12 protein-coding genes, 1 tRNA gene and 2 pseudogenes are annotated in these 15,281 nt (G+C 61.9%); 11 read left to right on the top strand and 4 right to left on the bottom strand.

What is annotated here, in order from left to right:
* Nucleotides 1–33 precede the first annotated feature (33 nt).
* Both AC2FMM_RS14030 and AC2FMM_RS14025 read left to right on the top strand, forming a co-directional pair.
* A tRNA-Met gene (locus AC2FMM_RS14030) sits at nucleotides 34–110 on the top strand.
* 411 nt (nucleotides 111–521) lie between these two features.
* Complete coding sequence (locus tag AC2FMM_RS14025) at nucleotides 522–2,099, top strand: oleate hydratase (protein ID WP_496796884.1); 1,578 nt, start codon at nucleotides 522–524, stop codon at nucleotides 2,097–2,099.
* A 124-nt stretch (nucleotides 2,100–2,223) separates the two neighbouring features.
* Here AC2FMM_RS14025 and AC2FMM_RS14020 read toward each other — a convergent pair.
* A pseudogene (locus AC2FMM_RS14020) lies at nucleotides 2,224–2,364 on the bottom strand (IS5/IS1182 family transposase); the annotation flags it as partial.
* Nucleotides 2,365–3,076: 712 nt separating this feature from the next.
* On the opposite strand from AC2FMM_RS14020, the pseudogene AC2FMM_RS14015 reads away from it, so the two are divergent.
* Nucleotides 3,077–3,655, top strand: a pseudogene (locus tag AC2FMM_RS14015) (integrase core domain-containing protein); the annotation flags it as partial.
* A 138-nt stretch (nucleotides 3,656–3,793) separates the two neighbouring features.
* Here the strand turns inward: AC2FMM_RS14015 and AC2FMM_RS14010 are convergent.
* The 3 genes from AC2FMM_RS14010 to AC2FMM_RS14000 are packed head-to-tail and all read right to left on the bottom strand — an operon-like array spanning nucleotide 3,794 to nucleotide 5,846.
* Nucleotides 3,794–4,591 (bottom strand): metal ABC transporter permease, encoded by a 798-nt coding sequence (locus AC2FMM_RS14010; RefSeq protein WP_496796883.1) that lies wholly within the window; start codon nucleotides 4,589–4,591, stop codon nucleotides 3,794–3,796.
* Nucleotides 4,591–5,331 (bottom strand): ATP-binding cassette domain-containing protein, encoded by a 741-nt coding sequence (locus AC2FMM_RS14005; RefSeq protein WP_496687417.1) that lies wholly within the window; start codon nucleotides 5,329–5,331, stop codon nucleotides 4,591–4,593. The genes AC2FMM_RS14010 and AC2FMM_RS14005 overlap by 1 nt, the downstream gene beginning before the upstream one ends.
* Entirely contained in the window at nucleotides 5,331–5,846 is a 516-nt protein-coding gene (locus tag AC2FMM_RS14000) for a transcriptional repressor (protein WP_496796882.1), read from the bottom strand. Before AC2FMM_RS14000 ends, AC2FMM_RS14005 begins: the two co-directional genes overlap by 1 nt.
* Nucleotides 5,847–5,902: 56 nt before the next feature.
* Between AC2FMM_RS14000 and AC2FMM_RS13995 the strand changes: the two genes are divergently transcribed.
* The 8 genes from AC2FMM_RS13995 to AC2FMM_RS13960 all read left to right on the top strand — a co-directional run bounded on the left by AC2FMM_RS13995 (nucleotide 5,903) and on the right by AC2FMM_RS13960 (nucleotide 15,239).
* Nucleotides 5,903–6,943 carry a zinc ABC transporter substrate-binding protein gene (locus AC2FMM_RS13995; protein ID WP_496796881.1) on the top strand — a complete coding sequence of 347 codons (1,041 nt, stop codon included), beginning with the start codon at nucleotides 5,903–5,905 and terminating at the stop codon, nucleotides 6,941–6,943.
* 136 nt (nucleotides 6,944–7,079) lie between these two features.
* Entirely contained in the window at nucleotides 7,080–8,093 is a 1,014-nt protein-coding gene (gene iolG / locus AC2FMM_RS13990) for an inositol 2-dehydrogenase (protein ID WP_496796880.1), read from the top strand.
* Between the two features lie 124 nt (nucleotides 8,094–8,217).
* A complete protein-coding gene (locus AC2FMM_RS13985) occupies nucleotides 8,218–9,138 on the top strand; it encodes a sugar ABC transporter substrate-binding protein (RefSeq protein ID WP_496680575.1) in 921 nt (306 codons plus the stop codon).
* A gap of 61 nt (nucleotides 9,139–9,199) precedes the next feature.
* Nucleotides 9,200–10,306 carry an ABC transporter permease gene (locus AC2FMM_RS13980; RefSeq protein WP_496680574.1) on the top strand — a complete coding sequence of 369 codons (1,107 nt, stop codon included), beginning with the start codon at nucleotides 9,200–9,202 and terminating at the stop codon, nucleotides 10,304–10,306.
* 1 nt (nucleotide 10,307) lies between these two features.
* The gene (locus tag AC2FMM_RS13975) at nucleotides 10,308–11,129 is read left to right on the top strand and encodes an ATP-binding cassette domain-containing protein (protein WP_496687424.1); all 822 of its coding nucleotides are present in this window, start codon (nucleotides 10,308–10,310) and stop codon (nucleotides 11,127–11,129) included.
* 158 nt (nucleotides 11,130–11,287) lie between these two features.
* Nucleotides 11,288–13,120, top strand: coding sequence for a 3D-(3,5/4)-trihydroxycyclohexane-1,2-dione acylhydrolase (decyclizing) (iolD, locus tag AC2FMM_RS13970; protein ID WP_496796879.1), 1,833 nt, complete (start codon nucleotides 11,288–11,290; stop codon nucleotides 13,118–13,120).
* Nucleotides 13,117–14,016 (top strand): myo-inosose-2 dehydratase, encoded by a 900-nt coding sequence (gene iolE, locus AC2FMM_RS13965; RefSeq protein WP_496796878.1) that lies wholly within the window; start codon nucleotides 13,117–13,119, stop codon nucleotides 14,014–14,016. The genes iolD and iolE overlap by 4 nt, the downstream gene beginning before the upstream one ends.
* A gap of 41 nt (nucleotides 14,017–14,057) precedes the next feature.
* Entirely contained in the window at nucleotides 14,058–15,239 is a 1,182-nt protein-coding gene (locus AC2FMM_RS13960; protein ID WP_496743251.1) for a phytanoyl-CoA dioxygenase family protein, read from the top strand.
* Nucleotides 15,240–15,281: the final 42 nt, after the last annotated feature.

The following is a 15,281-nucleotide window of genomic DNA, read 5'->3' as shown; positions in this document are numbered from 1 at the left end:
AAAATCTCTGCAGGCCGAACGCCAAAAAAATGGCGCGGGGTGGAGCAGCCAGGTAGCTCGTCAGGCTCATAACCTGAAGGTCAGAGGTTCAAATCCTCTCCCCGCAACCAAATTCCAACATATATTACAATACCCTCGCACCGCCCTCAGCGCGGCTTTCATATGCGACATGGCGCTGAAAGCGCATCCCTCCGCTCCTCAAAGATTAGACCTGCCCGTCGCAAAACCACTCACTGTGATGTAAGGTCTGCTCGACCCTTCTAAGGTGCACACATACCGCGTAGCGACAGAGACATTCTAAGTCTGTATCGCCCGCAGAGCAGACATTAAGTTGAACTCAAGCAACGACTGCTTCGAACCCAAAGCGGATGCTGCATCACACGAGAAAGGGAACTAAGTTCCGGATAGGGGACTTTCGCTGCGCCTGCTTGCTTCAAGGCGCCTTGCCTTGATTTGGGACAACGCCATGCCACGGGAACTGTGCCACAAGAGCATTGTCCACAACGAAAGGGCCATACGCCATGCCAGCCGACGTACCACATGTAGAGCACCATATTGTGGGTGGCGGTATTGCCGGGTTGGCAGCGGCCGTATTCCTTGTCCGGGACGCGGGTGTCGAAGGCGAAAGAGTCCGAATTTATGAACAGCTCGACGTAACCGGGGGGTCTCTCGACGGGTCTGGTAACGCTGCGGATGGATACCTGATCCGCGGCGGTCGGATGTTCGAAGAGCATTTCGTTTGCACCTTTGACCTTCTGAACACCATTCCTTCAGTGGACGACCCCAACGTCTCCGTCACCGAGGACATCTTGGCTTTCAATGGCATGGTGACAGGATCCTCCAACTGCCGCCTTGTGCGTGACGGAAAACCGGCTGCGGATCGCTACGACCTTACGCTCGAAGCCCGTGACATCATCGATATCAACCGTCTGATCTTGCATTCGGAACGCAGCCTGGGCTCCCAGAGAATCGACGACTGGTTCAAGCCATCCTTCTTTGAAAGCAATTTCTGGCTGATGTGGTCCACCATGTTCTCGTTTCAGCCTTGGCACGCGCTAAGCGAGATGCGGCGCTACTTGCGGCGGTTCATCCACCTGTTTCCCGGCTTCACCCGGATCTCCGGGATCTTGCGCACTCGGTACAATCAGTACGACTCGCTGATTGCACCTATCGTGACCTGGTTGCAAGACAGGGGGGTTCATATCGCCATCGGCGCGCAGGTCGTCGATGTGAGGATTGAGGGTGCAAGGCGGGACCGCCGCGTCACCGCTCTGGAGTTTGCGGATGGCACTACGGCACCGATAACCGAATCTGATCGCGTCTATCTGACTCTCGGCTCCATGACTGACTCGTCTGTCATGGGTTCAAATAACCGCGCACCATCCTTGGAGGATAGAGAGGGCGGCGCCTGGTTGCTTTGGCGCAAGCTCGCGGCGCAACATGAAGGCTTTGGCCATCCCGAGGCGTTCTGCAGCGACACCGGCAAGACCGCGTGGCATTCCTTCACCGCCACCCTGGATGGTCCGGATTTCTTTGAGTTCATGGAGGATTACACCAACAATCGGACCGGAACCGGAGGACTTGTCACCTTTGCCGATTCTGCCTGGACCCTTTCCATCGTGCTCTTTCACCAGCCCCACTTTCGCGGTCAGAAACATGGCACATACACGTTCTGGGGCTATGGGCTGCGGGGTGAACGTTCCGGCGATTTCGTACACAAACCCATGTGGGAGGCCACGGGTGATGAGATCATCTCCGAGCTCTCCTGTCATCTGAGGCTGAACAATGCGCAAAAGGCATGGTTCGATGGCGCGCGCGTACTGCCCTGTCGGATGCCGTTCATTACCAGCCAGTTCATGCCGCGTCGCCCAGGAGATCGTCCCGATGTGCGCCCGATTGGCGCGCGGAACTTTGCGGTGATCGGGCAATATTGCGAGCTGCCACGGGATTGCGTTTTCACAGTGGAGTATTCTGTGCGCTCCGCGCGCGCTGCCGTGTCGAGCTTGACAGGGCGGGTGGACCCGCCGCCGGCAGTGGCACGCACTGACCTCGACCCGATGGTGCTGGCCCGAGCTGCCCGCGTGCTCTTGGGGATGTGATCGACTTGAGAAATCGCCATACACCACAACCGTTGTCTTGAGAAGAAAAGCTGCACTGCACCTGAGTGACCTCATTCTTTTCTTCTGCAGCATTGGCGGGCCACCGCGAACGGCGTGTGAAAAGCCAATCCGCCAGGTGGGCGTGGATGCTGCTCAGATCGGCAAACTGGTCAATCGACCGCAACAAATGGCCCTGAGGCACGTGATCTTCGAGTGAGAACTCATAGAACAGTGATGCCTGCGCTTCCTGCCTCGGTCCCATCATCGTTCAATCCCCCATCTAACACGGAAATTGAATCAGCGACTTCGGTTCCGATCAAGGGCAAGTTTTTCAACAAAATAGACCCATCTCAGACCTTAGTGCGTGGCGCAGCATCGGTCACAAAAGGGCTCGAAACGGAACTTCTCTGCGCCTGAAATCAATGACCAGTTTGAGCCGCTATCGCGCCGATTGAGACGGAATGGATGAAGGTCCGTTTGGTCCGAAACTCGGACATTGATGCCCGGGAACTCGGTGCGGTCATCATGAACGACCGCATTTTTTGCGGCGCAGCTGAAAGCTTCAGTCGATTTTACGCCGCATCTGCGAGCGTCAGAGCTGGATCATGTCCGTAAGGGCTCAGTGCGGACCTTGAAACGGGTTTCTTGATTGTCACTTTTTAGTCCAAAACGGCCATTATTTCAAACAGACAGGGAATGCGTAGAGATGGCTTCTTAGATTAATAGTTCCGTTAACGTTCGGTATGGGCCAAATCCTCTCCCCGCAACCAAATTCCAACATATATTACAATACGCTCGCACCGCACTCAGCGCGGCTTTCATATGTGACATGGCGCTGAAAGCGCATCCCTCCGCTACCCAAAGAGTTCAATCAATTACGTTCAGCCCCGAGGCCTCTCAGCGGCGACGACGCGACACGGGACAGAGGAAATGCTCATAGAGGGTTTCGCGGCGGATCACGTGTACCCTCTTGGCAAATATCCGTCCTGACGCTGGACAAGCTCGTTCTGACGGAAGTTGCGAAGGGAAACTTCTGCGGCCTTCGCGTCGTCGGAAATGCATCGACCATGTGCGGCGGGAGCTTGGCGTGTCTGAGCGCCGCGCCTGTCGCACGCTCGGTCAGCACCGATCCACCCAGCGCGAAGTGTCCCATGGCCGTGCCGATGAGCAACTTCTAACGGACGACATCATCGAGTTCGCCGATCAATACGGGCGCTATGATCCGCGTCGATCGCAAACTCAACCCCACGGACGTACTGGATGCGCTGAAGGACCTTTTCATACTGCGCGGACCGCCCCAATATACAAGATCTGACAATGGCTCGGAACTTATCGCGCAGAAGGTGCGGAACTGGATCGCTGCGGTCCAGGCAACGGCGACCTATTTCGAGCCGGGATCACCCTGGGAAACCGGATACTGTGAAAGCTTCAACGCGCGGTTCCGGGAGGAGCTGCTGAATGGCGAGTTGTTCTCCACCTTTCGGGCAGCTTAAATCCTGATCGAGCATTGGCGCACACACTACAACACCGTCAGGCCGCACAGCGCATTGGGCTAACGCCCAGCCGCGCCCCAAAGCGTCGTCCCGATGGTCGCAAGGCCCACGATGAACTAACAATCAAACCGGAACCACGAAGTGGCACGCCAAGGCGGTCGGATCGGCCTCAAACGAAAAGACCTGTAGGGACTCGGGATCCTAGCGGCGGCCCTGAACGCTCGGTGCGAACAAGCTCAGGCAAGCAAAAACGAGGGCTGCCACACAGACGATCGTCGGGCCTGCCGGCGTGTCCGCCACATAGGCGGCACGAAGTCCGGCAACTGCTGACGCCCCACCAATGGCCGCTGCGGTCAAGGCCATGGTTTCAGGCGAACGCGCAAGGTTGCGGGCGGCAGCGGCCGGAACGATCAACATCGCTGCGATCAACAGCACGCCAACGACCTTGATGGCAACCGCCACCGTCACGGCCAGAGCAATCGTCAGAATCAGTTGTTCCTTCCTTGGGTCGAATCCGCTGGCATAGGCCAGATCCTCGTTCAATGTCGCCGTCAGCAACCGCGACCAGCGCCAGCCGATCAGCGCGATGACAAGAGCGGCCCCGCCCCAGATCACGGCCAGATCCGCGGGCGACACTGCCAGGATGTCGCCGAAGAGATACGCCATGAGGTCGATTCGTACGCCGGACAGGAAGGACACCGCCACCAACCCGAAAGCCAGCGCCGAGTGAGCCATGACGCCCAGCAACGTATCCATCGCGTAGCCGCGCCGTGACAGCATGGTGACCGTCAGGGCCATCAGCAGAGCAACGACCAGGGCGCCGGTGAAGACCGACATCTGAAATGCCAATGAAAGCGCCACGCCCAGAATCGCGGCATGGGCGGTCGCATCCCCAAAATAGGCCATACGGCGCCAGACGACGAAACATCCCAAAGGGGCCGCGGCAAAGGCGACGCCTACCCCCGCGAGCGTGGCGCGCATCATGAAATCATCGAGCATCATTCAGCAGCTTCTCGCGTGGTGTCGCATTGGTCATGGGCGTGGTCATGGTCGTGGCGGTACAAGGCCAGCGCGCCGCCGGTGCCCGTTCCGAACAGTGCCCGGTATTCCGGTGCCGAGGCCACCACCGCCGGAGAGCCCGCGCAGCACACGTGCCCATTGAGACAGATGACCCGGTCCGAGGCGCTCATGACCACGTGCAACTCGTGACTGACCATCAAAATGGCGCAGCCGGTTTCCCTACGAACCTCCTCGATCTGACGATAGAAGGCGGCCGAGCCGGGTTGGTCCAGGCCCTGGGTCGCTTCGTCAAGCAAAAGGAGATCGGGCTGGTCGATTAGCGCGCGCGCCAGCAGAACCCTCTGAAACTGCCCGCCGGACAGCTGCGACATCTGGCGCTTCATCAGGTCGGGCGCACCGGCGCGGTTCAGGGCCGCGACGCAGTCTTTGTGCGTCACCGGGTGGGTCAGGCGCATGAACCGTTCGACCGAGATCGGCAGTGTCGGGTCGATATGCAGCTTTTGTGGCACATAGCCAAGCTTGAGGCCGGGCTTGCGGATTACCCGGCCGGAGCTTGGTTTCTCCGCGCCGATAACGGCCCGCAACAGGCTGGTCTTGCCCGACCCGTTGGGGCCGACGATAGTGACGATCTCGCCCGGTTCGATCACCATGTCCACGTCGCGCAGAACGGTGTTGGCGCCGTAGCGCAGGCTGAGGTGTTCAACGGTTACGAGGGGCATTATTGGGCCTTTTTGGTACAATCCGGGCACAAGCCTTCGGCTTCCACCACGGTGCGTTCGATTTCGAACCCTGCCGCGCGGGCGGCGGCGCCCAAACCTCCCTTTGCCGTTGCCGCCTGTGCCTCGGCGACCGCATCGCATTTTCGACAGATCATGAAGGCCGGCGAATGGGTGGCCCCGGGATGCGAGCAGGCGACAAACGCGTTGAGGCGCTCGATCTTGTGGGCAAACTCGTTTTTGACAAGGAATTCCAGCGCCCGATAGGCCACAGGTGGCTGAGAGCCGAATCCCGCTTCGCGCAGGCGATCCAGAATGGCATAGGCGCCCATCGCGCGATGTTCCTGCAACAACATCTCAAGCACCTTGCGCCGGACCGGGGTCAGGCGCAGCCCACGTTCCTTGCACCGTGCTTCGGCCGCGGCTAGGGCCGTTTCAACGCAACTGTCATGGTCATGTGCACGAAAGCCGACCGGGGCCGTGTGGTCGGACGGCAGGGATTGCGGATCACTTGTCATGTTATTTCATATCATGTATGTCGCTCGCTATGTTATAAAATCACACAGAGAGTCCGATGTCCAGAACGCTTGTCTTGAAAACGATCGCCGCGGTCTTGCTCGGGGGCGCGGCCATAGCAGATGTGCCCCGCGTGGCTGTCGATATTGCGCCGGTCCATTCGCTGGTGGTGCGGGTCATGGCCGGGGTGGGCAGCCCTGATCTGATCGTGCCGCCCACCGCTTCGCCCCATGAATACAATCTGCGTCCGTCCGAAGCCGCCGCGCTGCAAGAGGCCGATCTGGTGTTCTGGATGGGAAAAGATCTGACCCCCTGGTTGGAAGGTGCGATCGATTCGCTGGCGGGCGGGGCGACCGTGACCATCCTGCTGGAGTCCGATAGCACGCATCTTTTGGACATCCGCGAAGGGGCTTTGTTCGAAGCACACGACCATGATGGTCATGCCGATCACGATGATCATGCTGACCATGAAGGGCACGACCATGCGGATCACGACAATCATGAGCACGACGACCATGACGCCCATGGCCACGAGGGCGAGCATGACGATGACCACGCGGACCAACATCGTCATGCACATGGCGCGCATGATCCGCACGCCTGGCTGTCGCCGCAAAACGCCCAAAACTGGCTGACCTTGATCGCAGCACAGCTTTCGGCGGCCGATCCCGAGAATGCAGGCACCTACTACGCCAACGCCGCAGCTGCGCAAGAGGATCTGTCGGCTCTAACCGATGAACTGACCACCATGCTTGCGCCGGTCCGGGGCGGGCGGTTCGTCGTGTTCCACGATGCCTATCAGTATTTCGAGCACGCGTTCGATTTCCCGGCCTCCGGTGCGATCTCGATCAGCGACGCGACCGGCCCGTCGCCGGCGCGACTTGCGGAAATCCGGGCGCGCATTCGTGACGAAGGCGTCGATTGCGTGTTGACCGAGCCGCAATTCAACCCAGGTCTCGTCGCAACCGTTTTGGAGGGGTCAACGGCCGAGACTGCTGTCATAGACCCGCTGGGGGCGAATCTTGAGCCGGGCGCAGATCTGTATCCGCAGACGATCCGCTACATGGCGCAGACTTTGGCCGACTGTCTGTCGCGGTAGGCTGTATTGCAACAGCGCGCCTGGCGCTTGTCCGGTTGCCGCCGTGACTTGTGGCACGCTACCCCGAAGAAAAGGCTTGCAACCGGTTGCAAAAAATAACATGGTCCCCTCAGATTTCTAATCTGGGGGGATCGAAATGCTCAGGGTCGGATTGCTTGGGGCGGGTCGTATCGGGCAGGTTCATGCGCGGACGATCTCGCAGCACCCGAACAGTGTCCTGTCCGCGGTTTCGGATGCAATCGAGGACAACGCCCGAACATTGGCCGCGGCCCATCGTGCCGACATGCGCCGTTCGGACGACATCATCGCGGACCCGCAGATCGACGCGGTCCTGATCGCGACGCCGACCGATACCCATTCGGGCCTGATCGAGGCCGCAACCGCTGCGGGAAAGGCGGTGCTGTGCGAGAAGCCGGTGGACCTTGACCTGGCCCGCGCCATGGCCTGTCAGCGCGTCGCCGCGCAGAACGGGCAACCCGTCATGATCGGGTTCAACCGCCGGTTCGACCCGAATTTCGCGACTCTCAAGGTCGCGTTGCAGGACGGCGAGATCGGTGCGCCCGAACTGCTGGCCGTGACCTCGTTCGATCCGGCGCCGCCGCCGGTCAGCTACATCAAAGTGTCTGGCGGGCTGTTCCGGGACATGATGATCCACGATTTCGACCTGTCCAACTACATGATGGGTGCGTTGCCCGACACCATCTCGGCGGTCGGAACCTCGGTCGTCGACCCGGAAATCGCCGCCGCCGGTGATGTCGATACCGCTGTCGTCACCATGACCTATGCGGATGGGCGGATCGCGGTCATCAAGAATTCGCGCCGCGCGGTCTATGGGTATGACCAGCGCGTTGAAATTCTGGGCTCGGGCGGATTGCTGCAGGCGCAGAACGTTCTGGAACACACGGTCGTCAAATCAACCGCCGATGCGGTCCTCAGTGCCAAACCGACCTATTTCTTTCTCGAACGCTACATGGCGGCGTATCGCGCCGAATGGGATGCGTTCGTGACGGCGATTACCACCGGAAGCCAGGTGCCGGTCACCCTGGGAGACGGGGTCGCCGCGCTGGCGATGGCCGAGGCCGCGACCCGCTCGGCGCGGACCGGCGCGCCGGTCCGATTGGAGGAATTTTTGAAACCGGTTGCAAAATGACGCCAGATGCGGAAACTGAAATGGTCTCGTAGCGCTACGGGACGGCAGAGATTCGGCCTCGGTCGAATGAAAGGGTCCTGAGACCCGGACAAGGAAATGATCTGTCCTAGTGGGAGGAAACGTAATGAACAAATTTTTCAAAGGGGCGCTCGCCGCCGGCGCGTTGGCGCTGGCCACTCCGGCCTTTGCGCAGGATATCGTGGTCGTGTCGCACGGCCAGGCGAATGACGCGTTCTGGAACGTGGTCAAGAACGGCGTCGAGCAGGCCGGCAAGGACATGGGCGTGAACGTCGAATACCGCGCGCCCGAAACTTTCGACATGGTCGCCATGTCGCAGCTGATCGACGCCGCCGTGAACCAGGAACCCGACGGGCTGATCGTTTCGATCCCGGATGCCGACGCGCTTGGCCCCTCGATCGAACGCGCGGTTGCCGCGGGCATCCCGGTGATCTCGATGAACTCGGGCTCGGACGTGTCCAAGGAGCTGGGCGCGGCGCTGCATGTCGGCCAGGATGAGTTCGACGCCGGTAAGGCCGCCGGTGAGAAGCTGGCCGAAATGGGCGGCAAGAATGCGATCTGTGTGAACCACGAAGTCGGCAACGTCGCGCTGGACCTGCGCTGCGCCGGTTTCACCGAGGGCTTTGGTGGCAACGTGACCGTTCTGCCCACGTCGAACGACCCGTCCGAGATCGAGTCGAAAGTGTCGGCGGCTCTGGCTGCGGATGAAAGCGTCGATACCGTGATGGCGCTGGGCGCAAGCTCGGCCGGTGAGCCCGCCGTGGCCGCCGTCAAAGGGTCGGGGCGCGACGTGAACGTGGCCTCGTTCGACCTGTCGGCCAACTTCCTGCAATCGATCGTCGACGGTGACGCGGCCTTTGCGGTGGACCAGCAGCAGTATCTGCAGGGTTATCTGCCGGTCGTATTCATGGCGCTGAACGCCAAGTACGGTCTGATGCCGGGCGGCAACGTGCCTTCCGGTCCGAACCTGATCACCGCCGACAAGGCCGGTCAGGTGGTCGAGCTGTCAGCTCAGGGCATCCGCTGATACCGGCGGGCTGAAAATCGGGGCGGCGTTAGGGCGCCGCCCTGCCAAACGGGAGGAAACCATGACCGAGTCTGCACAAGTGGCGGTGGACGAACGGATCAAAAAGGAACCGTTCCTGACCAAGCTGATGAAGCGGCCCGAACTGGGGGCCATTGCAGGGGCGATCCTTGTCTTCATCTTCTTCGCCATCACGGCCGATGAATCGATGTTCACGCTTGCCGGCATCATGAACTTCATGACCCCGGCCGCCCAACTGGGTATTCTGGCCATCGGCGCGGCGCTGCTGATGATCGGGGGCGAGTTTGACCTGTCGATTGGGTCCATGGTGGCCTTTGCCGGCCTGTTCTTCGGGGTCTGCGTGGTGACTTGGCAACTGCCCCTTGCCGCCGCGATCCCGATGACCTTCGCCTTTGCGGCCTTTGTCGGGGCAGTCAACGGCACCATCGTCATCCGCTCGGGTCTGCCATCCTTCATCGTGACGCTGGCGTTTCTGTTCATTCTGCGTGGTCTGTCCCTGGTGGGGCTCAAAGCCGCCACTGGCGGGTCGACCCAGCTGCGCGGCGTGCGCGACCAGGTCGAAAATGACTGGCTCGCGCCGTTCTTTTCCGGCGAAGCCTTCGGCAGCCTGTTTACCTGGCTGGCCGAAAAGGGCTTGATCGACACTTTCAAAAGCGGCGCGCCCAAAGTGCCGGGTGTCCCGGTTGAAATCCTGTGGTTCGTGGCCTTCGCCATCGCCGCCACCTATGTTCTGCTGCGCACTCCGGCCGGCAACTGGATCTTCGCCTCGGGCGGCGATCGGGTTGCCGCATCGAACTCGGGCGTACCGGTGAACAGGGTCAAGATATCCCTGTTCATGTTGACCGCCTGCTGCGCTGCGCTGGTGGCGATCATCACCGTAATCGACGCAGGCTCGACCGATGCGCGGCGCGGCTTCCAGAAGGAATTCGAGGCGATCATCGCCGCGGTGATCGGCGGCTGTCTGCTGACCGGCGGGTATGGCTCGGCCATCGGAGCGTTCTTCGGGGCGATTATCTTCGGCATGGTGGTCATCGGCCTGACCTATACCGATTTCGATCAGGACTGGTTCCAGGTGTTCCTGGGGGCGATGCTGCTGATCGCCGTTCTGTTCAACAACGCGATCCGCAAACGCGTAACCGGGGAGCGCTGACATGACCGAAGATACCAAGTTCCATCACGGCGACGCGGTCAAGGATGTGGCCCCGATCGTCGAAATGAAGGACATCGAAAAGCATTTCGGCAACATCATCGCGTTGGCGGGCGTCAGCTTCGACGTCAAACCGGGTGAATGCCACTGCCTGCTGGGTGACAACGGGGCGGGCAAATCGACCTTCATCAAGACGATGTCGGGCGTGCACAAACCCACCAAGGGCGAGATCTATTTCGAAGGTCAGCCGATGTCCTTCGACACGCCTCGCGACGCGATGGAGGCGGGCATCGCCACCGTGTTCCAGGACCTGGCGATGATCCCGCTGATGAGCGTCACGCGCAATTTCTTCATGGGGCGCGAGCCGACCAAGGGAAAAGGCCTGTTGAAACGGTTTGACATCGAGCACGCCAACGAGGTCTGCATGGAAGAGATGCGCAAGATGGGCATCAACCTGCGTGGCCCCGATCAGGCGGTAGGAACCCTGTCGGGGGGCGAGCGCCAGACCGTGGCGATCGCCCGAGCGGTCTATTTCGGCGCCAAGATCCTTATCCTGGATGAACCGACCTCGGCGCTGGGCGTGCGGCAGACCTCGAACGTGCTGGCCACCATCGACAAGGTGCGCAGCCAGGGTATCGGCGTGGTCTTCATCAGCCACAATGTCCGGCACGCGCTGGCCGTGGGCGACCGGTTCACGGTTCTGAACCGCGGCAAGACGCTGGGCACCGCCCGGCGCGGCGAGATCTCGCCCGAAGAGCTGCAGGACATGATGGCCGGCGGGCAGGAGATGGCCGAGTTGGAAGGGTCGCTGGGCGGCACCGTCTGAAGGATTCTCCCCGGTGTCCCGCATCATGGGGGGCGCCAGTATCACCAGGGTCCGGCAGGCCGGGCCACCCGGTCTGGGTGGTGGGCGTGTCGGATCCTTTCACGACAGAATGATTGCAACGGATTGCCCACGGCGGCCTCGTTCTGAAAGGGATCATGATGAGCAAGACAATCCGATTGACCGCGGCGCAGGCCCTGGTGCGTTACCTCGGCGCGCAGATGAACGAAGACGGCGAGCCCTTCATCGCCGGTGTCTGGGCCATTTTCGGCCATGGCAACGTGGCCGGTCTGGGCGAAGCGCTCTACGGCGTGCGCGACAGCCTGCCCACCTATCGCGGTCACAATGAACAGACCATGGCCCATTGCGCGATCGCCTATGCCAAGCAGATGCGGCGCAGTCGGGCCATGGCGGTCACCTCGTCGATCGGGCCGGGGGCGACCAACATGGTCACGGCCGCCGCGCTGGCTCATGTGAACCGCCTGCCGGTGCTGCTGTTGCCGGGCGATGTGTTCGCCAGCCGTGGCCCTGACCCCGTTCTGCAACAGATTGAGGATTTCACCGACGGCACCGTCAGCGCCAATGACTGTTTCCGCCCGGTCAGCCGCTATTTCGACCGGATCACCCGGCCCGAACATCTGCTGACTGCCCTGCCGCGCGCCTTCCGCACCATGACCGACCCGGCCGATTGCGGGCCGGTGACCCTGGGCTTTTGCCAGGACGTGCAGGCCGAGGCTTATGACTATCCGCTCAGCTTCTTCGAGCCGCGCATCTGGCACCAGCGCCGCATCCGCCCCGACGAAGGCGAGCTGGCCCGCGCGGCCGAGGCCATCCGGTCGGCCAAACGCCCGATCATCGTGGCCGGCGGCGGTGTCCATTACTCCGGCGCGACCGACGCGCTGCAGGCCTTTGCCGAGACCCACAACATCCCCGTGGCCGAGACGCAGGCCGGCAAATCGGCCCTGGCCTGGGATCACCCGCTGAACCTGGGCCCGGTCGGCGTGACCGGGGGCGAACCCGCCAACACCGTGTGCGCCGAGGCGGATCTGATCCTGGGTATCGGCACGCGGTTTCAGGACTTCACCACCGGGTCCTGGGGGTTATTTTCCAACCCCGAGCGCAAGATGGTCTGCCTGAACACCGCCGCCTATGACGCCGCGAAACACGGCGCGATGCCGCTGCTGGCCGATGCGCGGGTCGGGATCGAGGAATTGGGTGCGGCCCTGCAGGGCTATCGCCCCCAGCCGGTTCCCGACACGCTCAAGGCCGAGTGGTTTGCCAAGGTCGATGCGCTGACGGATGCGCCGGGCGACGCCAACGCGCTGCCCACCGACATGCAGGTGGTAGGCGCGGTGCAGCGCGCGGCGCATGACGACACGGTGGTGATGTGCGCCGCCGGTACCATGCCGGGCGAGCTGCACAAGCTGTGGAAGGCGCCGCGTCCGGGGGCCTATCACATGGAATACGGCTTCAGCTGCATGGGCTACGAGATCGCCGGCGCCATGGGCATCAAGATGGCCCAGCCCGACCGGGACGTGATCTGTTTCACCGGGGACGGCACCTACATGATGGCCAACTCGGAACTGGCGACGGCAGCGATGATGGGCGTGTCCTTCACCGTGGTGATCACCGACAACCGGGGCTTTGGCTGCATCAACCGGCTGCAGATGGGCACCGGCGGGGCCGAGTTCAACAACCTGCTGGACCATGCGGTGCACGAGACGGCCTCGGCCATCGACTTTGCGGCCCACGCGGCGGCGATGGGGGCGACCTCGGTCAAGGTCGGCTCGATCGCCGAGCTGGAAGAGGCGCTGGCCAAACGCGGCGACGTAAAAGGCCCCTATGTGATCGTCATCGACACCGACCCGTACCCCTCGACCGAATATGGCGGCACGTGGTGGGAGGTGGCGGTGCCCGAGGTCAGCACTCGTCCTGAGGTGAATGAAAAACGCGCAGCCTACGAGGCTGCTATCAAGGAAAGAAACACCAAATGAGCGTGAAGATCGGCATCTCTCCGATTGCGTGGCAAAATGACGACCTGCCCGACCTGACGGCGGCGTTCACGATGGAACAAGCCCTGAAAGAGGCGCGTCAGATCGGCTATACCGGGGTCGAGCGCGGGCAGCGTATGCCCGCCGATACTGCAGGCCTGCGCGCCTATCTGGAAGGCAACGACATTGCCCTGTGCGGTGGCTGGTGTTCGGGCAATTCGCTGGTCAACGATTTCGCCGCCGAACGCGACGCCGTGCGCGCGCAGGTCGAACAGTTCGTGGCGTTGAACAGCCCCTGCATCGTCTATGCCGAATGCTCGAACACGGTTCAGGGCCAGATCGGCACCCCGGTCAATGACCGCCCGCAGCTGTCGAAGGACGAGATCAGAGCCTATGGCGCCAAGATCACCGAACTGGCCAAGTGGATGGCCGATCAGGGCATGCCGATGGCCTATCACCACCACATGGGCACGATCATAGAAAGCGAAGATGACGTCAACTGGCTGATGGACGGATCCGGGCCGGAGGTGAAACTGTGCTTTGACACCGGGCATCTGCTGTTTGGCGGTGGTGATGTGCTGGCCACGCTGAACCGCTGGGGCGACCGGGTGCATCACGTGCATTTCAAGGATATCCGCCCCGGCATCGTGCGCGACACCCGCGGCAACCGGCGCAGTTTCCTGGATGCGGTGATCGCGGGGGCCTTCACCGTGCCCGGCGATGGCTGCATCGACTTTCAGGAGGTCGCCCATGCGTTGAAAGCCATGGATTACGAAGGCTGGATCGTGGTCGAGGCCGAGCAGGACCCGGCCAAGGCCCCGCCCTATGAATACTCGAAGATGGGCTATGACCACATCGTCGAGGTCTGCGGTCAGGCCGGATTGACGATCACGGCCTGATCTTTCGCCCACGGGGCGCCGCCATGGGAAAGGAGCGTTTCATGGTCCGTCAGCAACCTGGTTTCGTCGGCTATTTCGGTCGTGAGTCCTGTGATCTGGACGAATTCAAGGCGCTGACCTCGCAGAGTCTGCGGCCCGAGCAGGTACCCCACGCGGCCGCGGTGGAAAAGAACGTGCCGGTCTATGACATGCACGCGCTGCGGCCCGCCTTGGAAACACCCGAAGCCCGGCGCGCCCTGCTGGCGGAATGGGGCTGGGTTTTGGGCCGATCTGCCGGGGTGATCGCGTTGAAAGGCGCCTATGCCGATACCACGGTCATCGACCGGGCAACCGAGGTGTTTCGCCGGATCATCGAAGATGAGCGTCAGGCCGGGGGCGGCGAAGGCGATCACTTTGCGGCCTCGGGCGCGAATGACAGGGTGTGGAACGCGCTGCAAAAGCAATGCCTGCGCGACCCCGAGGGCTTTGCGCTCTATTTCGGCAACACGGCGATTGCCGCCGCCTGCGAGGCTTGGCTGGGTCCCGATTACCAGATGACCGCGCAGATAAACCAGGTGCGGCCGGGTGGAAAGGCGCAGCAGGCGCATCGCGATTATCACCTAGGGTTCCAGACCGCCGACAAGGCGGCGCAGTTCCCGTCGCATGCCCATATGGTCACCGCCGCGCTGACCCTGCAGGGCGCGGTTGCCCATTGCGACATGCCCATCGAAAGTGGCCCGACCAAACTGTTGCCGTTCTCGCAGCTTTATGGCCCCGGCTATGTCGCCTTCCACGACGACGCGCATCGGGCGCATTTCGAACAGGCCTGCATCCAGTTGCCGCTGGCCAAGGGCGATGCGGTGTTCTTCAACCCGGCGCTGTTTCATGCCGCCGGCGAAAACAGCAGCGCCGACATCCACCGGATGGCCAACCTGTTGCAGGTTTCGTCGGCCTTCGGGCGCGCGATGGAAGCTGTGGATCGCAAGGCGATGTGTCTGGCCGTATTCCCCGCGCTGGTGGCGTTGAAACAGCGCGGCGATCTGGATGATGCCCGCATCGGCGCCGCAATCGCGGCCACGGCCGAAGGCTATCCCTTTCCGACCAATCTGGATACCGATCCGCCGATAGGTGGGAACGCTCCGCCCAGCCAGGCGGACATCCTGCGCCGGGCGGTGTCGGAAAGCTGGACGCAGGCGCAGTTGGAACAGGCGCTGGACGCGCTGCGGTTGCGGCAGGCGGCATGAGGGAACCCGGGCGGCCGGTGCTGCCCCAACACAGGTGAAACC

The sequence above is a fragment of the Ruegeria sp. BHSC043 genome (assembly GCF_059612985.1).
The sequence above is the reverse complement of the archived record's forward strand: the minus strand, read 5'-3'. Positions and strand labels throughout refer to the sequence as shown.